The following is an 18,544-nucleotide window of genomic DNA, read 5'->3' as shown; positions in this document are numbered from 1 at the left end:
CAAGGTCGCCGTCGAGTTCGGTGACGAGAAGCTCACCTACCGGCAGCTCGACGCGCGCGCCAATCAGCTCGCCTGGCACCTGCACGGCATGGGCGTGACCACCGACTCGCGCGTGGCCATTGCCCTGAATCGCTCGCTGGAGCTGATTGTCTCGCTCGTCGCCATCCTCAAGGCCGGCGGCGCCTACGTCCCGCTGGACCCGTCGTATCCCCGTGAGCGCCTCACGGCCATGGTGGAGGATGCCCGTCCGCGCGTGCTCGTCACCTCGCGCGAGCTGCTCACGAAGCTATCCATCGAGGGCCTGTCTCCCGTGGTGCTGGGTGAGGTGTCCCTGGAGGGCCAGCCGACACATGCGCCGCCTCGGGCCGCGCTGCCCGACAGTCTCGCGTACATCGACTTCACCTCTGGCTCCACGGGCCGGCCCAAGGGCGTCGGCACTCCTCAGGCCGCCGTGCTGCGCACCGTCTTCGGCAACGACTACGCGCACCTCGGCCCGGATGAGACGTTCCTCCTCATCGCGCCCGTGTCCTTCGATGCGTCCACGCTGGAGCTGTGGGGCCCGCTGCTCCACGGCGCGCGGCTCGTCGTCTTCCCGCCGCACTCGCCTTCCGACTTGAAGGAACTGGAGGCCGTCCTCACGAAGCACGGCGTGACGACGCTGCACCTCACCGCCGGCCTCTTCACCCAGGTGGTGGACCACAACTTCCCCGCCCTTCGTGGGGTGAGGCAGTTGCTCACCGGTGGTGACGTGGTCAGCGCCCCGCACGTGCGCCGCGTCCTCGAGGAGCTGCGCATTCCCATCACGGCCTGCTACGGCCCCACGGAGACCACGCTCTTCGCCTCCACCCATCGCATGACTTCGGTGGAGCACGTCGGCACCTCCGTGCCCATCGGCAAGCCCATCGGGAACACGCGCGTGTACCTGCTGGACGCCTCTGGTCAGCCCGTGCCCGTCGGCGTCGTGGGTGAGCTGTTCATCGGCGGCGACGGCGTGGCCCGAGGCTACGTCGGCCAGCCTTCGCTCACCGCGGAGCGCTTCATCCCCGACTCCTTCTCCGGCGTGCCCGGAGCCCGCCTCTACCGCACGGGCGACCTCGCCCGCTGGCGGGGTGACGGCGTGCTGGAGTTCCTCGGCCGTGCCGACGCCCAGGTGAAGGTGCGCGGCTACCGCATCGAGCTGGCCGAGGTCGAAGCCGCGCTGCTCGCCTTCGACAACGTCGGTCAGGCCGTGGCCCTGGTGCGTGAGGACGTGCCGGGCGACAAGCGCCTCGTCGGCTACATCGCCGCTCCCGAGTCGCTCGATGTGGCTGCCCTGCGTGCCTCGCTCAAGCAGCGGCTGCCCGAGTACATGGTGCCCTCCGCGCTGGTGCGGCTGGACGCCCTGCCCCTCACCGCCAACGCCAAGGTGGACCGCAAGGCGCTGCCTGCCCCCGATGCGGCGGGGATGTCGTCCGCCGAGACGTACGTCGCCCCGCGCAACCCCACCGAGGAGCTGCTGGCGGAGCTGTTCGCGGGCGTCCTGCGCCTGCCCCAGGTGAGCGTCACCGGGAACTTCTTCGAGCTGGGCGGCCACTCGCTGCTGGCCACTCAGGTCATCTCCCGCATCCGTGCCACCTTCGGCATGGAGCTGCCCCTGCGCGCCCTCTTCGAGGCGCCCACCGTCGCCGCCCTCGCCCAGCGCATCAGCGCCGCGGGAGCCATCCACCACAAGACGGCGCCGCCGCTCATCCCCGTGCCGCGCACGGGCTCGCTGCCGCTCTCCTTCGCGCAGCAGCGCCTGTGGGTCATCGACCAGCTCGAGCCGGGTGGCGCGACCTACAACATGCCCACCTTCGTGCGCATGGAGGGGACGCTCGACGCGGACGCCCTGCGCCGCGCGCTTTCCGAGCTGGCCAGTCGCCACGAAGCCCTGCGCACCTCCTTCCCCCAGCAGGAGGGCCAGCCCTTCCAGCTCATCACTCCTCACGGTGAGCTACCGCTGCAGCTCGTGGACCTCAGTGGCCTGGAGCCCCAGGCCGCCCGCGCCGAGCTGGAGCGGCGGCTGCGCGACGAAGCCCTCCGTCCCTTCAACCTCGCCACCGGTCCGCTGGTGCGCGCGCAGTTGCTGAAGCTGGGCACCACCGAGCACGTGTTCGCGCTCAACATGCACCACATCGTCTCGGACGGCTGGTCCATGGGCGTGCTGGTGCGTGAAGTCGCCGCCCTCTACGGAGCCTTCGTCCAGGGTCGGCCGTCGCCGCTGCCACCGCTGCCCGTCCAGTACGCCGACTACGCCGTCTGGCAGCGCCAGTGGTTGCAGGGCGAGGTGCTGGAAGAGCAGCTCGGTTACTGGAAGCAGCACCTCTCCGGCGTCGCCACGCTGGAGCTACCCACCGACAGGCCCCGTCCGCCCATCCAGACCTTCAACGGCGCCTACGTGCCGGTGGCCCTCTCGCGGACGGCGTCCGAGCAGCTCCATGCCCTCTGCCAGCGCGAGGGCACCACGCCCTTCATGGCGCTGCTCGCCCTCTGGCAGGTGCTGCTGGCCCGCTACTCGGGGCAGGACGACATCTCCGTCGGCTCGCCCATCGCCGGCCGCACCCGTGGGGAGACGGAGGGCCTCATCGGCTTCTTCCTCAACACGCTGGTGCTGCGCACCCAGGTGGACCGGCGCGCCACCTTCCGCGAGCTGCTCGCCCAGGTGCGGGCCATCACGCTCGGCGCCTACGAGCACCAGGACGTCCCCTTCGAGAAGCTCGTCGAGGAGCTGCGCCCCGAGCGCAGCCTCAGCCACTCGCCCCTCTTCCAGGTGATGCTCGTCCTGCAGAACGCTCCGACGGCCACCCTGGAGGTGCAGCAGGGTGCCGAAGGCAGCACCCCGCTGAAGCTGGCGCCGTTCGACTCCGGCGCCCAGGCCACCAAGTTCGACCTGACGCTGTCGCTGGGCCAGACGCCGGAAGGCCTGTCCGGCACGCTCAGGTACCGCACGGACCTGTTCGAGCCGGGCACCATCACCCGCATGGTGGAGCACTTCTCCACGCTGGTGGAGGCCGCCGTGTCCGCGCCCGAGACGCGCGTGGGTGAGTTGCCGCTGCTGCCCGCGGCCGAGCGCACGCTGCTGCTCGAGTCCTTCAACGCCACCGCGACGGGGCCCGCGCCCCACGTGTCCGTGCCCGCCCTCTTCGAGGCCCAGGCCGCGCTGCACCCCTCACGCCCCGCCGTGGCTTGCGAGGGTGAGGTGCTCACGTACGCGCAACTGGATGCCCGCGCCAACCAACTCGCCTGGCACCTGCGCTCACTCGGCGTCGGCGCCGACACCTGCGTCGCCCTCTGCCTGGAGCGCGGTGTGGACATGGTGGTGGCGCTGCTGGCCGTCTGGAAGGCCGGGGGTGCCTACGTGCCAATGGATTCGGCCCAGCCCGCGCTGCGCCTCCAGGCGCTGGTGCAGGAAGTGGCCGCTCCCGTGGTGGTGACGCATGCGCGTCATGCCGCCTCCTTCGCCTCCCTGCCCGTCGCGGTGGTGCGTCTGGACGAGGACGCCTCCGTGCTGGAGCGTTGGAGCACCGAAGCACCCGCGAGCGCTCCGCACCCGGAGCACCTGGCCTACGTCCTCTTCACCTCCGGCAGCACCGGCAGGCCCAAGGGCGTGGCCGTGGCCCATGGCCACCTGCTCACCTACGTCCACTCCGTCACCGAGCGCCTTGGCCTCGCCGCGTGCGAGAGCTTCGCCCTCGTCTCCACCTTCGCAGCCGACCTGGGCAACACCGTCCTCTTCCCCTCTCTGTGCACCGGTGGCCTGCTCCACGTCCTCACGCAGGAGCGGGTCGGCAGTCCCACGGGCGTCGCCGAGTACTTCGGGAAGCACCCCATCGACTGCGTGAAGATCGTCCCCTCGCACCTGGCAGCGCTGCTGACGGCGGCGGAGCCCCACCTCGTGCTGCCTCGCAAGCGGCTGGTGCTGGGCGGCGAGTCCTCCACACCCGCGATGCTTCAGACGGTGCGCACGCTGGCGCCCGGGTGCGAAATCCACAACCACTACGGCCCCACCGAGACGACGGTGGGCGTCCTCGCCGGGCTGCTGCATGGGGCCGCCTCCGGCGCCGCGCCGGCCGAAGCAACGGCTCCGCGCTCCGGTGATGTCTCCGCGTCGACCTCCAGCGCCGTGGCGCCGCTGGGTCGGCCCCTGGCCCATACGCGGCTGTACGTCCTGGACGAGGCCCTGCAGCCCGTGCCGCTCGGCGTGCCCGGCGAGCTGTACGTCGGCGGCGCCCAGGTGACGCGCGGCTACCTGCACCGGCCCGAGTTGACGGCGGAGCGCTACCTGCCCGACGCCTTCTCTCCGCTGCCCGGCGCGCGCATGTACCGCACGGGAGACCGCGTGCGCTGGCTGGCCGACGGCCGCGTGGACTTCCTGGGCCGCGCTGACTTCCAGGTGAAGGTGCGTGGCTTCCGCGTCGAGCCGGGCGAAGTCGCCGCCGTCCTGCGTGAGCACCCGTCCGTGCATGAAGCGCTGGTCGTCGCACGCGAGGACGTGCCCGGTGACAAGCGACTGGTCGCCTACGTCACCGCTGCGGACGGCCCGCGCCCCGAAGCCGAGCCCCTGCGCGCCTTCCTCCAGCAGCGCCTGCCCGCGTACATGGTGCCCTCCGCCTTCGTCGTCCTGGAGGCCCTGCCCCTCACTCCCAACGGCAAGGTGGACCGCAAGGCCCTCCCCGCCCCGGACGCCGCCGCCCCCCGCGACGGCTACGTCGCCCCTCGCACCCCCGTCGAGGAGCAGCTCGCCTCGCTCTGGGCTGACATCCTCCGCATGCCTCGCGTGGGCGTGTCCGACAACTTCTTCGAGCTGGGCGGCCACTCGCTGCTGGCCACGCAACTCGTCTCCCGCATCCGCTCCACCTTCGGTGTGGAGCTGCCCCTGCGCGCCCTCTTCGAGGCGCCCACCATCGCCGCCCTCGCCACGCGCCTCGAGTCCGGCCGGCTCACGGGACAAACAGGCCAGGCACCCGGCCTCGTCGCACTGTCGCGCGAGGGCGCCCTGCCCGTGTCCTTCGCCCAGCAGCGGCTGTGGCTCATCGACCAGCTCCAGCCCGGCAGCCCCGCCTACAACATGCCCGTCTTCGTGCGCATGGACGGCCTGCTCGACGTCGCTGCCCTGCAGCGCGGCTTCGATGAACTGGTGCACCGCCACGAAGCCCTGCGCACCTCCTTCACCGAGCAGGAGGGCCAGCCCTTCCAGCTCATCTCTCCTCGCGGTGAGCTGCCGCTGGAGTTCGTGGACCTCAGCAGCCTGGAGCCCCACGCCTCCCGCGCCGAGCTGGAGCGACGGCTGCGTGACGAAGCCCTCCGTCCCTTCAACCTCGCCACCGGTCCGCTGGTGCGCGCGCAGTTGCTGAAGCTGGGCGCTACCGAGCACGTGCTCGCCCTCAACATGCACCACATCGTCTCGGACGGTTGGTCCATGGGCGTGCTGGTGCGTGAAGTCGCCGCCCTCTACGAGGCCTTCTCCCAGGGCCGGCCTTCGCCCCTGCCGCCCCTGCCCATCCAGTACGCCGACTACGCCGCCTGGCAGCGCCAGTGGCTCCAGGGCGCGGTGCTGGAAGAGCAGCTCGGCTACTGGAAGCAGCACCTCTCTGGCCTCGCCACCCTGGAGCTGCCTACCGACAAGCCCCGCCCGCCCGTCCAGACCGTCAACGGCGCGGACGTGCCCGTTGCGCTCTCGCTCACGGCCTCCGAGCAGCTCAAGGCGCTCTGCCAGCAGGAGGGCGCCACGCCCTTCATGGCGTTGCTCGCCGCCTTCCAGGTGCTCCTCTCCCGCTACTCCGGGCAGCAGGACATCACCGTCGGCTCGCCCATTGCCGGCCGTCAGCGTGGAGAGCTGGAAGGCCTCATCGGCTTCTTCGTCAACACGCTGGTGCTGCGCACGAAGGTGGAGGACGGCGCGTCCTTCGTCCACCTGCTGCGGCAGGTGAAGGAGTCCTCACTGGGTGCCTACGCCCACCAGGACGTGCCCTTCGAGCGGCTGGTGGAGGAACTCCAGTCCACCCGTGACATGAGCCGCAGCCCGCTCTTCCAGGTCATCTTCTCCCTGCGCAACACGCCCACGGCGTCGGCTCAGGGCAAGGGGCTGGCGCTGCGCCCACTGGAAGTCGACAACCCCACCATCAAGTTCGAGCTGCAGCTCCACCTGTCGGAGACCCCGAGCGGCTACCAGGGCGCGCTGGGCTACAACACCGACCTGTTCGAGCCTGCGACCATCAGCCGGATGGCCGAGCACTTCCGCACGCTCGTGGAGGCGCTCGCGGCCCGGCCCGAGGCTCCCCTCTCCTCCGTCTCCCTGCTGTCCGCGGTGGAGCGCCAGCAGGTGCTGCGAGACTGGAGCACGGCCGCTTCCGACTACCCGCGTGAAGCCACCCTGCCCGAGGTCTTCGCCCAGGTTGTGGCCCGCTTCCCGGAGAACATCGCCGTCGAGTTCGGCGACTCGCGCCTCACCTACCGACAGCTCGACGAGCGCTCCAACCCGCTCGCGCACCACCTGCGCCGACTGGGCGTGGGGACCGACTCCCGCGTCGCGCTCGCCGTCGAGCGCTCGCTGGAGCTCATCGTCTCCCTCGTCGCCATCCTCAAGGCAGGTGGCGCCTACGTCCCCCTGGACCCGTCCTATCCGCGTGAGCGACTGGCCGGCATGGTGGAGGACACGCGGCCTCAGGCACTCGTCACCACGCGTGCCTTCCTCACCAGACTGCCCGCGGACGGACTCGCCACGGTGGTGTTGGAGGACGCCGCGCTCGCTTCCGAGCCGACGCATGCGCTGACTCCGGCCGCCCTGCCCGACTCGCTCGCCTACGTGGACTTCACCTCCGGCTCCACCGGCAGGCCCAAGGGCGTGGGCACCACCCACCGCGGCGTGCTGCGCACCTTCCTCGGCGTCGACTACGCCCGCTTCGGGCCCGACGAAGTCCTCCTCCAGTTCGCTCCCATCTCCTTCGACGCCTCCACCCTCGAAATCTGGGGCGCGCTGCTGCACGGCGCTCGCCTCGTCGTCATGCCGCCTCACGCGGCGTCCCTCGAGGAACTGGGCCACGTCATCCAGTCCTCGGGCGTCACCACCATGTGGGCCACCAGTGGCCTCTTCACCCAGTTGGTGGACACCCCTCCTCCGGGGCTGCTCTCCCTGAAGCACGTCATGACGGGTGGCGACGTCGTGTCGCCCGCTCACGCGCGCCGCGCCGTGGAAGGGTTGCGCCTCTCCGTCACCGCCCTGTACGGCCCCACCGAGACGACGGTGTTCGCCACGTCCTACCCGGTGACTCGCGTGGAGCAGGTGGGTACCTCCGTGCCCATCGGCCGCCCCATTGGAAGCACGCAGCTGTACGTGCTGGACGCGCACGGCCAGCCGGTGCCCGTGGGTGTCATCGGAGAGCTCTACATCGGCGGAGACGGCCTTGCGCGCGGCTACCTGGGCCAGCCCGCCCTCACCGCCGAGCGCTTCGTCCCTGATAACTACTCCAGCGTCCCTGGTGCCCGCCTCTACCGCACCGGAGACCTGGTGCGCTGGCGCAAGGACGGCGTGCTCGACTTCGTCGGCCGCGCCGACGCGCAGGTGAAGCTGCGCGGCTTCCGCATCGAGCTGGCCGAAGTCGAAGCGGCCCTGCTGGCCTTCCCCGACGTGGCCCAGGCCGTGGCCCTGGTGCGCGAGGACGTCCCCGGTGACAAGCGTCTCGTCGGCTACGTCGCCGCTCCCGAGTCGCTCGACATGGTGGCCCTGCGTGCCTCGCTCAAGCAGCGGCTGCCCGAGTACATGGTGCCCTCCGCGCTGGTGCGGCTGGACGCCCTGCCTCTCACCGCCAACGCCAAGGTGGACCGCAAGGCCCTCCCCCTTCCGGACGCCGCGCTGACCTCCCCAGAGGACTTCGTCGCCCCGCGCACTCCCACCGAGGAGAAGCTGGCGGAGATGTTCGCGGCCGTCCTGCGCCTCCCGCAGGTGAGCGTCACCGGCAACTTCTTCGAGCTGGGCGGTCACTCGCTGCTGGCCACGCAGCTCATCTCCCGCATCCGCTCCACCTTCGACGTGGAGCTGCCCCTGCGCGCCCTCTTCGAGGCGCCCACCATCGCCGCTCTCGCCTCGCGCATCGAGTCCGGCCGGCTGACAGGACAGCCGAGCCAGGCGCCCGCGCTCGTCGCCATGTCGCTGTCGAGAGAGAGCCCGCTGCCCGTGTCCTTCGCCCAGCAGCGGCTGTGGTTCATCGACCAGCTCCAGCCCGGCAGCCCCGCCTACAACATGCCCGTCTTCGTGCGCATGGACGGCCTGCTCGACGTGGCGGCCCTCCAGCGGAGCTTCGACGAGCTGGTGCACCGCCACGAAGCCCTGCGTACCTCCTTCACCCAGCAGGAGGGCCAGCCCTTCCAGCTCATCTCTCCTCGCGGTGAGCTGCCGCTGGACTTCGCGGACCTCAGTGGCCTGGAGCCCCACGCCTCCCGCGCCGAGCTGGAGCGACGGCTTCGCGAAGAGGCCCTGCGCCCCTTCAACCTCGCCACCGGGCCGCTGGTCCGCGCGCAGTTGCTGAAGCTGGGCGCCACCGAGCACGTGCTCGCCCTCAACATGCACCACATCGTCTCGGACGGTTGGTCCATGGGCGTGCTCGTGCGTGAAGTCGCCGCCCTCTACGAGGCCTTCTCCCAGGGCCGGCCTTCGCCCCTGCCGCCCCTGCCCATCCAGTACGCCGACTACGCCGCCTGGCAGCGCCAGTGGCTCCAGGGCGCGGTGCTCGACGAGCAGCTCGGCTACTGGAAGCAGCACCTCTCCGGCCTCGCCACCCTGGAGCTGCCCACCGACAAGCCTCGCCCGCCCGTCCAGACGTTCAACGGCGCGGACGTGCCCGTTGCGCTCTCGCTCGCCGTCTCCGAGCAGCTCAAGTCGCTCTGCCAGCAGGAGGGCGCCACGCCCTTCATGGCCCTGCTCGCCGCCTTCCAGGTGTTGCTGTCTCGCTACTCCGGGCAGCAGGACATCACCGTCGGCTCGCCGATTGCCGGCCGTCAGCGCGGGGAGCTGGAAGGCCTCATCGGCTTCTTCGTCAACACGCTGGTGCTTCGCGCGAAGGTGGAGGACGGCGCGTCCTTCGTCCACCTGCTGCGGCAGGTGAAGGAGTCCTCGCTGGGTGCCTACGCCCACCAGGACGTGCCCTTCGAGCGGTTGGTGGAGGAACTCCAGTCCACCCGTGACATGAGCCGTGGCCCGCTCTTCCAGGTCCTCTTCTCCCTGGTCAACACGCCCGCGGCGTCGGCTCAGGGCAAGGGGCTGGCGCTGCGCCCGCTCGACGTCGAGAAACCCATCATCAAGTTCGAGCTGCAGCTCACCCTGTCGGAGACCCAGGGCGGCTACCAAGGCGTACTGGGCTACAACACCGACCTCTTCGAGCACGCCACCGCGCTGCGCATGGCCAGCCACTTCCAGGTCCTGGTGGAGGCGCTCGCGGCGCACCCGGAAGCGCGCCTGTCCGAGCTGCCGCTGATGGACGCCGCCGAGCAGCGGCAGGTGTTGCGGGAGTGGAACGCCACCGCTTCCGACTACCCGCGCGAGTCCACGCTGCCCGAGGTCTTCTCGCAGGTGGTGGCCCGCTTCCCGGACCACATTGCCGTGGAGTTCGGCTCCTCGAGTCTCACCTACCGTCAGCTCGATGAGCGCTCCAACCTACTCGCGCACCACCTGCGGAGCCTCGGTGTGGGCGCTGACTCCCGCGTCGCGCTCGCCGTCGAGCGCTCGATGGAGCTCATCATCTCTCTCGTCGCCATCCTCAAGGCCGGTGGCGCTTACGTTCCGCTGGATCCGTCCTACCCGCGTGAGCGACTGGCCGGCATGGTGGAGGACACCCGGCCCCAGGCGCTCGTCACCACGCGCGCGCTGTTGCCCCGCCTCCCGGTGGAGGGACTCACCACCGTCGTGTTGGAGGACGCCGCGCTCGCTTCCGAACCCACGCATGCGCTGACTCCGGCCGCCCTGCCCGACTCGCTCGCCTACGTGGACTTCACCTCCGGCTCCACCGGCAGGCCCAAGGGTGTGGGCACCACCCATCGCAACGTCCTTCGCACCCTGCTGGGCGTCGACTTCGCCTGGTTCGGCCCCAACGAGACGCTGCTGCAACTGGCCCCCATCTCCTTCGACGCCTCCACCCTCGAAATCTGGGGCGCGCTGCTGCACGGCGCTCGCCTCGTCGTCATGCCTCCTCAGCCTCCCTCCCTGGAGGAGCTGGGCCAGGTGCTCCGCGATTCGAAGGTGACGACGCTCTGGCTGACCGCCGGCCTCTTCACCCAGGTGGTGGAGTCCCACCTCCAGTCGCTGAGCCCCGTGAAGCAGCTCCTCTCCGGTGGCGACGTCGTGCCTCCCGCTCACGCGCGCCGCGTGCTCGAAGAGCTCGGCATCTCCCTCACCAACGGCTACGGCCCCACTGAGACCACCGTCTTCGCCGCCTGCTTCCGCATGACGGACCCGACCCAGGTCGGCACCTCCGTGCCCATCGGCCGGCCCATCGGCAGCACCCGCCTGTACGTGCTCGACGCCCACGGGCAGCCCGTGCCCGCGGGCATCGTTGGGGAGTTGTTCATCGGCGGCGACGGCGTGGCCCGAGGCTACATCGGCCAGCCCGCGCTCACCGCGGAGCGCTTCGTCCCCGACGCCTACTCTGGCGTCCCTGGAGCCCGCCTCTACCGCACCGGAGACCTGGTCCGCTGGCGCGGTGACGGCGTGCTGGACTTCGTCGGCCGCGCCGACGCGCAGGTGAAGCTGCGCGGCTTCCGCATCGAGCTGGGCGAAGTCGAAGCCGCCTTGCTGGCCTTCCCCGACGTGGCCCAGGCCGTGGCCCTGGTGCGTGAGGACGCGCCCGGCGACAAGCGCCTCGTTGGCTACGTCTCCGCTCCCGAGTCGCTCGATATGGTCGCGCTGCGTTCCGCGCTGAAGCAGCGGCTGCCCGAGTACATGGTGCCCTCCGCGCTGGTGCGGCTGGACGCCCTGCCTCTCACCGCCAACGCCAAGGTCGACCGCAAGGCCCTGCCCGCTCCCGACGCGGTGCAGGCCTCGCCCACCGAAGCCTTCGTCGCTCCTCGGACGCCCCTCGAGGAGAAGCTCGCGGAGGTGTTCGCGGCCGTCCTGCGCCTGCCTCAAGTGAGCATCACCGGCAACTTCTTCGAGCTGGGTGGGCATTCGCTGCTGGCCACGCAGGTCATCTCGCGTATCCGTTCCGAGCTCGGCGTGGAGCTGCCCCTTCGCGCCCTCTTCGAGGCGTCCACCGTCGACACCCTCGCCGAGCACATCGAGTCCACACGCTTGTCGGGAGGCTCGCCCCAGGCGCCCGCGCTCCTGCGCCGGGCAGCCTCCTCCGACACACTGCCGCTGTCCTTCGCGCAGCAGCGGCTGTGGTTCATCGACCAGCTCCAGCCCGGCAGCTCCGCCTACAACATGCCCTCGCCGGTGCGGCTCACCGGTACGCTGGATGTCTCGGCCCTGGAGCGCAGCCTCGGCGCGCTCGTCGAGCGTCACGAGTCCCTGCGCACCACGTTCGCCGCCAGCAATGGCGAGCCCGTGCAGGTCATCCACCCCGTCTCGGACTTCCGGCTCCCCCTGGTGGACCTGGGCGCACTGCCCACCGACGAGCGAGAGACCGAGGCCCAGCGGCTGGCCACCGAAGACGGCGTCCGCCCGTTCGACCTCTCCCGGGGACCGCTCTTCCGCGCCTCGCTGCTGAGGCTGGCGCCCGACGAGCACGTGCTGCTGCTCAACCTGCACCACATCATCTCCGACGGCTGGTCGCTCGGCATCCTCGTGCGCGAGCTGGCCGCGCTGTACGAGGCCCACGCCTCGGGCCGCACGCCCCAGCTCACCCCGCTGCCGATGCAGTACGCCGACTACTCGGTGTGGCAGCGCTCCTGGCTGAGCGGCGAGGTGCTGGAGGCGCAGCTCGGCTACTGGAAGAAACAGCTCGAGAGCGCCCCGCGGGCGCTGGAGCTGCCCACCGACAGGCCCCGCCCGCCCGTGCAGACGTTCCGCGGCGAAACCCACCCCTTCGAGCTGCCCACTGAGCTGGGGCAGCAGCTGGAGGTGCTCGCCCGCCAGAACCACGCCACCCTCTTCATGGTGCTGCTCGCCGCCTGGCAGACGCTGCTCTCCCGGTACTCGGGACAGGACGATGTCGTCGTCGGCTCGCCCATCGCTGGCCGCAACCGCACGGAGACGGAAGGCCTCATCGGCTTCTTCGTCAACTCGCTCGCCCTGCGCGCCCGTGTGCTCGACGAGGACACCTTCGCGTCCCTGCTGGGGCGGGTGCGTGAGTCCACGCTGGGCGCGTACGCCCACCAGGAGGTGCCCTTCGAGAAGCTGGTGGAGGTGCTCCAGCACGAGCGAGACCTGAGCCGCTCGCCGCTGTTCCAGGTCATGTTCTCGCTGCAGAACCTGCCGGACTCCTCCATCTCCCTGCCGGGCCTGAAGCTCTCCACCGTGGAGACTCCTACCCACGTCTCCAAGTTCGAGCTGACGCTCACGATGACGCCGAGCCCCCAGGGGCTCTACGGCTCGCTGAGCTACAACACCGACTTGTTCGACGCCTCCACCATCGCGCGCATGGCGGGCCACCTACGCACCCTGCTGGAGGCCATCGCCGCCAACCCCCGCCAGCGCCTGTCCGACGTGCAGCTGATGCGTGAGGAAGAGCGGCGCCAGGTCATCGAGCTGTGGAACGACACGTCCGTGCCCCTCGCTGAGGGCGCCCGCTTCCACGAGCTGTTCGAGGCCCAGTCGCAGCGCACGCCTGACGCTCCGGCCCTCCGCTTCGGCGAGCGCACGATGAGCTACCGGGAGCTGGACACGCGCGCCAACCGGCTCGCGCATGAGCTGCGCGCCCGGGGCGTGCGGCCCGACACACGGGTGGCGCTGTGCCTGGAGCGCTCATTCGACGTGGTGGTCGGGCTGCTCGGCGTGCTCAAGGCCGGCGGCGCCTACGTGCCGATGGACCCGGCCTACCCCCGCGAGCGCCTGGACTTCATGCTCCAGGACTGCGGCGCACCGGTGCTCCTCACCCACTCGCACCTGCGCGACACGTTGCCCTCGTTCTCGGGTGACGTGCTGACGCTCGACACCGTCGAGTCCGTCCTCTCGCGCCACCCGGCCACCGCGCCGGCCCGCGTCGGCACGGCCGACGACCTCGCGTACATCATCTACACCTCGGGCAGCACCGGCCGCCCCAAGGGCGTCATGGTGAGCCACCGCGGCGTGCCCAACCTCGCGGCGGACGTCGCCCGCGTCACGGGCCTGCGTCCCGGCCAGCGCGTGCTCCAGTTCGCGTCCTTCAGCTTCGACGCCGCCGTCTACGAGGTGACGCTCGCGCTGCAGCATGGCGCCACCCTGGTGCTGGCGTCGCGCGAGGACCTGATGCCCGGTCAGCCCCTGGTGGACGTGCTGCGCGGCCAGGCCATCGACCAGGTGCTGCTGCCGCCCTCCGTCCTGGCGCTCCTGCCCACGGAAGGATTGGAGACGCTGGGCACGCTCATCTCGGGCGGCGAGGCCTGCACGGCCGAGCTGGTCGAGAAGTGGGCTCCCGGCCGACAGTTCATCAACGCGTACGGCCCCACCGAGGCCACCGTCATCGCCAACCTGCACGTCTGCGTCCCGGACGGGCAGCGGCCTCCGCTGGGCCAGGGCATCGCCAACACGCGGCAATACGTGCTGGACCGGCACCTGCGCCCGGTGCCGGTGGGCGTTGCCGGCGAGCTGTGCATCGGCGGCGTGGGCCTCGCTCGCGGCTACCTCAACCGGCCGGAGCTGACGGCCGAGAAGTTCGTGCCGGATGCGTTCGGCACCGAGCCCGGTGGGCGCCTGTACCGCACGGGAGACCTCGTGCGCTGGAGGGCGGACGGCACGCTGGAGTACCTGGGCCGCATCGACTTCCAGGTGAAGCTGCGCGGCTTCCGCATCGAGCTGGGTGAAATCGAGGCGGTGCTGGCCTCGCACTCCGGCGTGCGGCAGGCGCTGGTGCTGGTGCGTGAGGACCGCCCCGGCGACAAGCGCCTGGTGGCGTACGCAGTCCCGGCTCCCGGCGTCTCCCTGGACGCGGAGGCGCTCCGGGCCACCGTCAAGCAGCGGCTGCCCGAGCACATGGTGCCGTCCGCCTACGTGGTGCTGGACACGCTGCCACTCACGCCCAACGGCAAGGTGGACCGCAAGGCCCTGCCCGTGCCCGAGGCCCCGGCTTCCACGACGGAGCACATCGCCCCGCGCACGCCCACCGAGGAGCTGCTCGCGGGCCTGTGGGGACAGGTGCTGGGCCTGGAGCGCGTGGGCGCGGACGCGCAGTTCTTCGAGCTGGGCGGACACTCGCTGCTGGCCACGCAGGTCATCTCCCGCATCCGCTCCACCTTCGGCGTGGAATTGCCCCTGCGCGCCCTCTTCGAGGCGCCCACCGTCGCCACACTCGCGAGGCGGGTCGACGCGGCGGTGCACTCGCGCACCGTCCAGGCTCCGCCCCTGGTGCCCGTGCCGCGCACCGGTGAGCTGCCGCTCTCGTTCGCGCAGCAGCGGCTGTGGTTCATCGACCAGCTCCAGCCCGGAAGCTCCGCGTACAACATCCCCACCGCGCTGCGCATGCGCGGACCGCTGGACGTGGGCGCGCTGGAGAAGGCCTTCATCTCGCTCGCCGAGCGGCACGAGGCGCTGCGCACCACCTTCGGTGTCCAGGACGGCGAGCCCGTGCAGGTCATCCACCCGCTGCCGCACTTCCCGCTGCCCGTGGTGGACCTGAGCACTCTGCCCGCCGCGGAGTGCGAGGCCGAGGCCCGACGCCTGGCCACGCAAGAGGCCCAGCGTCCCTTCGACCTGGCGCGAGGCCCCGTCTTCCGCGCCCTGCTGCTGCGCCTGGGCGAGCAGGACCATGTCCTCATCGGGACGATGCACCACATCGTCTCCGACGGCTGGTCCATGGGCGTGCTGGTGCGCGAGCTCGCGGAGCTCTACGCGGCGCACTCCCTGGGCCGTGAGCCCCGCCTGCCCGCCCTGCCGGTGCAGTACGCCGACTTCGCCGCGTGGCAGCGCTCATGGCTGAGGGGCGACGCGCTGGAGAAGCAGCTCGAGTACTGGCGTCAGCAGCTTTCGGGCGCCGCCCCCGTACTGGAGCTGCCCACCGACAAGCCCCGTCCCGCCGTCCAGTCCCACCGGGGCGCAGTGCAACCGGTGCAACTCTCCGCGTCCGTGTCCGAGGCGCTCCTGGCCCTCTGCCAGCGTGAGGGCACCACGCCCTTCATGGCCCTGCTCGCCCTCTGGCAGGTGATGATGTCGCGGTACTCCGGCCAGGACGACATCTCCGTCGGCTCGCCCATCGCCGGCCGCACCCGTGGGGAGACGGAGGGCCTCATCGGCTTCTTCGTCAACACGCTGGTGCTGCGCACCCAGGTGGATGCGCGCGCCACCTTCCGTGAGCTGCTCGCCAAGGTGCGCGCCACCACCCTGGGCGCCTACGAGCACCAGGACGTGCCCTTCGAGAAGCTCGTCGAGGAATTGCGCCCCCAGCGCAGCCTGAGTCACTCACCGCTGTTCCAGGTGATGCTCGTCCTGCAGAACGCGCCTACAACCACCCTGGAGGTGAAGGGCCGTGCGCAGGACAGCACCCCGCTGCGCCTGGAGCCCTTCGAGTCTGGCGCGCAGACGACCAAGTTCGACCTGACGCTCTCGCTGACCCAGCGGTCCGAGGGCTTCGGCGGCGCACTGAGCTACCGCACGGACCTGTTCGAGCCGGGCACCATCACCCGCATGGTGGAGCACTTCACCACGCTGGTGGAAGCCGCCGTGTCCGCGCCCGAGACGCGCGTGGGAGAGCTGCCCCTGCTGCCCGCTTCCGAGCGCCAGCAGGTGCTGGTGCGCTGGAACGACACGCGCCAGGAGTCGGGCTGGGACGGCGCGCTGCACGAGCGCTTCGAAGCCCAGGCCGCGCGCACGCCGGACGCCGTCGCGGTGCTCGATGACTCCGCCTCGCTGTCCTTCGCGCAGGTCAACCGCCGCGCCAACCAGCTCGCCCGCTGGCTGCGCTCGCGTGGTGTCGGGCCCGAGGTGCGCGTCGCGCTCTGCATGGAGCGCGGCGTGGATATGGTCGTGGCCGTGATCGGCATCCTCAAGGCCGGTGGTGCCTACGTCCCCATGGACCCGGCCTACCCGCGTGAGCGCCTGGCCTTCATGCTCCAGGACTGCGGTGCGCGACTGGCGCTCACGCAGCGGCATCTGTCCGAGCGAATGGAAGGCTCCGGTGTGGAGGCCCTCTACCTGGACGATGCCGCGGTGAGCGAGCAGCTTGCCCGTGAATCCGAGGCCAACCCGCCTCGCGTCACCTCGCCCGAACACCTCGCCTACGTCATCTACACCTCCGGCTCCACCGGCCGCCCCAAGGGCGTCATGGTTCAGCACGCCTCCGTGATGAACCTGCGCGCCGCTCTGGCTTCTGCCGTCTACGCAGGGGCAGGCAGCGCACTGCGCGTCAGCCTCAACGCGCCGCTCGCCTTCGACGCCTCGGTGAAGCAACTCATCCAGGTGGCCGACGGCCATGCCCTCTGCGTCGTGCCCCAGGCTGCTCGCGAGGACGTGGCGATGCTCAAGGCGTGGGTGGAGAAGCACCAGCTCGACGTCCTCGACTGCTCGCCTTCGCACCTGCGCCTGCTGCTGGAAGAGGGACTGGCTGCCTCGCGGCCCTTGCACGTGCTGGTGGGCGGCGAGGCCGTGGACGAAGCGCTCTGGGCGAAGCTGTCCGCCCACCCCTTCATCCAGTGCTTCAACGTCTACGGCCCCACCGAGTGCACCGTCGACACCACCGCTCGCGCCATTCGCGGCGCCTCCCGGCCTACCCTCGGCGGCCCTCTCGCCAACGTGCAGGTGTACGTCCTCGACGAGCACATGCAGCCGGTGCCCACCGGTGTCCCCGGTGAGCTCTTCATCGGCGGCGCGGGCGTGGCACGCGGCTACCTCGGCCGCCCCGAGCTCTCCGCCGAGAAGTTCATTCCGGACCCGTTCGGCACCACGGCTGGAGGCCGCCTCTACCGCACCGGTGACAAGGTGCGCTGGCTGGCCAACGGTGAGCTGGACTACCTGGGCCGCATCGACTTCCAGGTGAAGCTGCGCGGCTTCCGCATCGAGTTGGGCGAAATCGAGACCGCACTGGAGCAGGACGCCAGCGTCAGCCGCGCCGTCGTGCTCGCGCGTGAGGACATCCCCGGCAACCCTCGCCTCGTCGCCTACCTCGTCACGCCCGAGGGACGCACTCTCGACACGGCCGAGCTGCGCGCCTCACTGCTCCGCTCGCTGCCCGAGTACATGGTGCCTTCCGCCTTCGTCTTCCTGGCGGCCCTGCCCCTCAACACCCACGGCAAGGTCGACCGCAAGGCCCTGCCCACCCCGGACGCTTCCTCCACGGGCGCCGCCTACGTCGCCCCTCGCACTCCCACCGAGGAGGCCGTCGCCGCCGTCTGGGCCGAGGTGCTCCACGTCGAGAAGGTCGGCGCCACCGACGACTTCTTCGCCCTCGGCGGCCACTCCCTCCTCGCCGTGCGCCTCATGGCCCGACTCCGCGAGCGCACTGGAGTCGCGCTGCCGGTGTCGGCCCTCTTCCAGGGCGCCACCGTGGAGCGCCTGGCACAGCGACTGGAGCAGCGCGACGACGCCTCCCGCTCCACCTCCAACCTCGTCCGCCTCGACGCCGGCACCGCCACGGGCCGGCCGCTCTTCCTCGTCCACGGCGGCGGCGGCAGCGTGCTCGGCTACACCGAGCTCGTCCGTCACCTGAGCACCGAAAAGCCCATCTACGGCCTGTCCGCTTCCGGCATCGACGGGGGCGAGCTGCCCGCAGCCTCCATCGAAGTCCTCGCCCGCGACTACCTCGCCCAACTCCGCGCCGTGCAGCCCCAGGGGCCGTACCTCCTGGGTGGCTGGTCCTTCGGCGGACTCGTCGCCTACGAGATGGCCCGGCTCCTCCAGGCCGCAGGCGAGCAGGTGGAGCTGCTCGCCCTGCTCGACAGCCACGCGCCCGATGCGCAGCCCCGGCCCGAGCCGGACGCCCTCATGCAGTTGGCCGGCTTCGGCCGGGTGCTCGGGCTGCCGTGGCAGTCGCTGCCGCTGGACGTGGAGCACCTGCGACGCCTGGACGTCCGGGGCGCGCTGGCCTACGTGCTGGAGCAGGCGCGGCGCTCACCCTCGGGTGGGCTCGCGCTGGACCTCGACGCGGCCGAGCGCCTCTTCCGCGTGTATCAGCGGCTCAGTCACGCTCAGCGCACCTACGTGCCCGCGGGGGCCTACACAGGCCCGGCCGTCCTCCTCCGGGCCGCCACGCCTCCGAGCGGCGCGCCCCGCGCCCAGGACCTGGGCTGGAGCGCGTGGATCCCCGGCGCACTCACCGTGCACGAGGTACCCGGCGACCACTTCACCCTGCTCACCGCTCCCCATGTCACCTCGGTAGTGGAGCGGCTGGACCACCACCTGCGGCTGCTGGAGCGGGACGCGACGTGATCTCGCCGGGAAGCACCCGCTGATGCTTGGATTCCCGGGCGTGAT

1 protein-coding gene is annotated in these 18,544 nt (G+C 71.0%); it reads left to right on the top strand.

The window, feature by feature from the left end; all coding sequences use genetic code 11:
• Window positions 1-18,499 (top strand): non-ribosomal peptide synthase/polyketide synthase (locus G4D86_RS31770; protein ID WP_163997840.1); only part of this gene is annotated, 18,499 nt, incomplete at its 5' end.
• Window positions 18,500-18,544: the final 45 nt, after the last annotated feature.

This window comes from Pyxidicoccus caerfyrddinensis (assembly GCF_010894405.1).
GTDB lineage: Bacteria > Myxococcota > Myxococcia > Myxococcales > Myxococcaceae > Myxococcus > Myxococcus caerfyrddinensis.
The sequence above is the reverse complement of the archived record's forward strand: the minus strand, read 5'-3'. Positions and strand labels throughout refer to the sequence as shown.